The organism is Marinilabilia sp. (assembly GCF_016278715.1).
Taxonomy (GTDB): domain Bacteria; phylum Bacteroidota; class Bacteroidia; order Bacteroidales; family Marinilabiliaceae; genus Marinilabilia.
On the sequence record NZ_JADQBH010000273.1, the window covers coordinates 1 to 5,288 of the forward strand.

At 42.4% G+C, this 5,288-nt stretch carries 2 protein-coding genes; one reads left to right on the forward strand and one right to left on the reverse strand.

The window, feature by feature from the left end:
• Positions 1-1,034: SbcC/MukB-like Walker B domain-containing protein (locus QZZ43_RS16700; RefSeq protein ID WP_291861714.1), on the forward strand; the 1,034-nt coding region annotated here is incomplete at its 5' end.
• Here the strand turns inward: QZZ43_RS16700 and QZZ43_RS16705 are convergent.
• Complete coding sequence (locus QZZ43_RS16705; RefSeq protein ID WP_291861716.1) at positions 1,035-5,051, reverse strand: ATP-binding protein; 4,017 nt, start codon at positions 5,049-5,051, stop codon at positions 1,035-1,037. It lies immediately after the preceding gene.
• Between the last annotated feature and the right edge of the window lie 237 nt (positions 5,052-5,288).

Consider the following 5,288-nt stretch of genomic DNA (forward strand, 5'->3'; position numbering starts at 1 on the left):
AACTGAAACAAAAAGCTGCAACGCTCAAAAATCAACATTCTGAGATAGATAAACGTTACCAACAGGAAGAAAAAAAGGTAGCTGAAACCTCTAAAAAGCTGGACACACTGAGCGGTCGTATTGAGGCACGAGAGAAACAGCTTGCGGAAATTAAAAAAGAATGGAAAACGGTTGAAGAAAAAATCAACTCACTCCTTGATGAAAATGGAAACCCGAAACGTGAAACCGTTGTAAAACTCGTTTTTAAAAGCTTTGATACTGATGGCATTCGCAAGCAAATAGACACACACAAGCAGGAGCTGAACAACGTCTCTACTTCTATCCGTCAGTATGAAACGGAGCTTAATGGCCGCTCCTTTGAGGAAAAGAAATATCTTGAATTGACCAGTCAGCATCAGCAATTAAACAAAAAAATTGAGGAACTCAACCGGGCCTGGGGAGAGGCCAGCAACTCGCTAAACCGCATGAAAAAAGACCGGGAAAAGGCAAAAGAGATAAAAAAACAACACGACAAAGTGCTGGAACGGGCCGAAGACCTCAAAATGATGAAAAACCTGTTTAAGGGAGGCGCATTTGTCAATTACATTTCTACTGTTTATCTGCAGGAACTGGTTCGTTCGGCCAACGACCGCTTTTACCGGCTCACCCGTCAGCACCTCTCTCTGGAACTGGCATCGGACAATTCGTTTCAGGTGCGTGATTTCATGAATGAGGGCCACCTGCGAAGTGTCAAAACCCTTTCGGGTGGTCAAACGTTTCAGGCTTCTCTGTCATTAGCACTTTCATTGGCCGACAGCATCCAAAAACATACCTCCGCCAGTGGAAACTTCTTCTTTCTGGATGAAGGGTTTGGAACATTGGACAGGGAGTCGCTCAGCATTGTTTTTGACACCCTGAAATCACTGCGTCATGAAAACCGCATCGTAGGAGTCATTTCGCACGTGGAGGAGATGAACCAGGAAATTGGCACTTTTCTGAAAATTGATAATGATGACGAGAAGGGAAGTCTGGTCAAGGCGAGTTGGGAGATATAATTATCTTCCCCAAACACCAGGTGTTTCCCCAAATTCATCTTTAAAGCATTTTCGAAAATGGGCAATACTTTGGAAGCCCACCATCTCAGCCACCTGAGAAGCCGGTATTTCCTCCTGCTTCAAATAAACCGAGGCTTTATGCAATCTGATTTTTCGAAGATAATCGGCGGCAGCAATGCCGGTCAACGCTTTAAATTTCCGGTAAAATGTGGAGCGACTCATATTCATCTCAAAACTGAGTGCTTCCACACCAAAGTTGGATTCAGCATAACGTTTTTCAATAATACTGTTCACCGATTCAATAAATTCCTGATCTCTTTTGGTAAGACCTTCTACGGAGATGAATTTTTGAGGCTGGTCTTCAAAATGCCGCTTCAACTTTTCGCGGTTTTCGAGTAATGCTTTCAACCGGGCCAAAAATATCCGGCTGTTGAAAGGTTTTTCGATGTAATCATCCACGCCCAATTCAAATCCTTCAATATGCGTTTCGGCATCTGTCCGCGCCGTCAACAAAATAAAAGGAATTTGAGAAGTCCGTATGTCTGCCTTTACTTTGCGACAAAATTCTATACCATCCATCACGGGCATCATTACATCGGAAATAATTAAATCCGGGGCGAAATCGGCCATTATCTCAAAGGCTTCCCGTCCATTTTCAGCCACCTTTACATTAAACCAGGTATCCAACAATCCTCTCAAAAACTCAGAAAGCTCGTGATTGTCCTCCACTACCAGAATATTCTGCTCCCCAAACTTCGAAAACCCATTATTTCCCAAAACAACAGCGGTTTCTTCCTGGATAAAGGGTTCTTCATTGGCGTTTTTAAAATCACGATCCGAAAAGTGTTCTCTGCCTTTCAAAAATGTCAAAATAAACTCAGTTCCTTTCCCTTCCTCACTTTCAACATGAATAGTACCTTTCTGAATTTCGGTGAGTCCTTTCACTATTGACAGACCGATTCCATGACCTGAGGCCTGTTCCTGCCCCTTTTCCGAACGAAAAAAGCGATCAAAAGCATTCGCCACCTCTTCTTCTGACATTCCCATGCCCTGATCCTGAACAACCAAAGAAAACCGACCGGCATTCTCTGCCACACTAACCAGGATCGATTTGCCACCCGGCGTATATTTCAAAGCATTGGCAAGCAGATTATAGAGAATCTTCTCTGTTTTATCGGTATCCAACCAAACCTCCAGCTTATCCTCAGAACTGAAGAAATCAAGATCAACTCCTTTTTTAGATGCCAAAACCTGGAACGATTCCACGACCCCGGCGGTAAAAGCCACAATATCAAACCGGGAGATAGTAAGCGCCAATTCGCCCTGATCGAGTTTCCGCAGATCAATCAGCTGGTTTATTAAATTAAGCAATCGAAGCGCATTATTGCGAATAGTTTTTACTGCTTTACTTCGTGCACTTCCAAGACTATCCAAATGGGCAAGAATTAAGGTCAGGGGTGTGCGAAAATCATGAGAAACATTGGTAAAGAACCGGAGTTTTGACTGATCTGCCTCATGAAGTTTTTCAGATATTTCCACAATTTGCCTGTTGCGGTCTCTCAATTCGCGCGTCTGCTCTTCAACCCGCTTTTTCAATAAAACATTGCGCTTTCGAATTTGCCGCAATCGTATTTGGTAACCAGCAAAAACCGTCGAGAGCAGAAGAAGTACCAAAAACGATTTAAACCATCCCGTTTGCCAAAACGGAGGAATAACTTCAATATCCAATCGCGTTACCGGCCCATAATCGGCATGACTAAACGCAGCCTGAACTTCAAAGGTATAATCACCCGGAGGAACGGCTGCATAACGGGCCTGCCGGTTCTTTCCCTCAGAAACGGTCCATTCATCCTGCAGTCCGGCCAACCGGTACCGAAAAACATTTTTATTGGGCACGTCAAAAGGATAAGCATTAAAATGTATGGCAAATGAGTTCTCATCATAACGGAGCTTCAGTCCGGAAGTATCCCCCAGAGGTTTTCTCATCAAAACCCTTTGGTTCACAGAATCTCCGGGCATAATTGGCCGGTTAAACAAAATAAAGCTCTCCAAAGTAGCCCTGACCTTAACACGAAGCGGATCAATATCTTCAGGGTGAAACCCGACAACTCCGGTATAGCCACCATAGTAGATTTGGCCATCATCATCCACAAAATGGGCATCATCCATGAAAAAATCGTTGGACAAGTAAGCCTTAAAATCACCGGAAACAGGATTAAACCTGCTAATTCCCCGATTGGTACTCATCCATATAATTCCTGAAGAATCAATATTAAGACTGTAGATGATATTATTGCTCAACCCATCCTGCTCAAAATATCTTTTTATGACCTCTCCCTTTCCAAGACTGAACAAATTAAGACCTGAATTGGTGCCAATCCACAAACTATCGCCATCAACAGCCAAACAATACACCTTATTATCCGACAACAGGTGGGAATTTTTCTGAATCGTCTCAAAGGGCTTGTCCCACTCATCCACCCTGAAAATTCCGTTCTCATCTTTAGCTACCCAGTAATGGCCGTTTTCATCCCTTACAATATCCCGCAAACTACCCGACAAATACCCGACCTTTTCGCTAAGATTAACAACCCTGTCCAGAGTCATGGATTCCAGATTCACCCAGCCTATATTTCCGGAAGAAGTTACCATTAAAGTACCTCTATCCCATTCTCTTATCACATAACTCTGATAAGACCATCGCCAGTTGAAACGTACATCCACCGCCTCGATGCGCTCCTCTTTCTCATTATAAACACATAATTCACCGGATTCCCCAATCCAGACATTACCTTTTGAATCCTCAAATATGGATCGAACATTATTAATGCCACTGGCCTCTCCCGATTGGGTATAATAGTGACTAAAATATTTCTGATGACCATCAGGAAAAATAATCCCTACACCGTTACGGTCGAAACCGAGCCATAAATCTCCGTTTTTCCTGCGACAGATAGCTCTTACAGGATCAGCATCGGGCCTGCTTAATGATGGCGCATTCCAGTTGTAATGCAAAAATTGGTTTTTCTCATGGTTGAAATGGTTTATGCCGTTTTTCTGAGTACCTATCCAGAGATTTCCAAGTTCATCAAACTTCAGATGAGTCACATTATATCCTTTAAACGTGTAGTCGTTTTCTGCATCATAGGAGAACCTTAAGGACCTCCAGCCTTCCCTATCTTTTTGAATTCTCACCAACAGATTAAATCCGCCAATCCAATAATCCCCATTAAAAGCGGCAAAACTGGTTAACGAGGAGGTTTCCAAATCAGAAAGTCCGATATCGGAAAAATAGAAAACGGGCGTTTTTGAACTAAAATCTTCCGGAAATTTATACATGCCATCTCTTGAAAGAGCCATCCATCCGTCCTCTCCCGTTTGCATGAAGTAACAGGGAAATGAAGATATTAATTCCGGCTCTCTTTTCAACGATTGTTGCTCATCTTCTACCCTCCACTGTAAAATTCCGAAATCACCAAAAATCAACAATGTATCTCCATTCTGATTAATACCATTGATGTATCCGGGGGCACTGAAAGTGTGGCATTCAGCTGTATTGATGTTCAAAACACCAGCACGGCTGCCCTGACTAAACCAGAGTAAGGAATCATTATATTGCCAAAGATTATTATCTGGAGAAATCCCCTCAGTACTGAATATTTCCTGAGGAAAACTCCTGAACCTCTTCAGGGAGGCCTGATACTGGTTTAAAACACCCTCTCTTGTCGTTATCCAAATATCTCCACCAATGCCCTTGCCCATTGATATGATATGGTTTCCTGAAATGCTTCCTTCTGCCAGAGACAACGGTTTGAAAACATCAAAGTTATATCCATTGTACTTATTAACCCCATCCAGGGTTCCTGCCCATATATTCCCGTCGTCATCAATGACCAGACCATTGATATTGTTTTGTGATAACCTCGTTGAAATATCGAAATGGTCAAATCTTGGTGTTTGACCATCAACAATGTGAATTGAAAAGAACAGTATGAATAAAACAAAAAATAGCCGCATTATTTAATTGAATATCTGAGACATGAAACAATTCCATCCGGTTTTGACACAAAAACATCTACACTCAGGGATTAACAATCCTTAAATTGCCTTCACAAATTAATACTAAAAAGAAGAACTATGAAAAAATGTCTTTCCCTTTTATCAGTAATTCTTTTAATGTCGATGACCGGGATAAATGCTCAGGGCGACCGGGAGGAACTTTTTAACGGTAAAAACCTCCGTGGATGGGAAGTC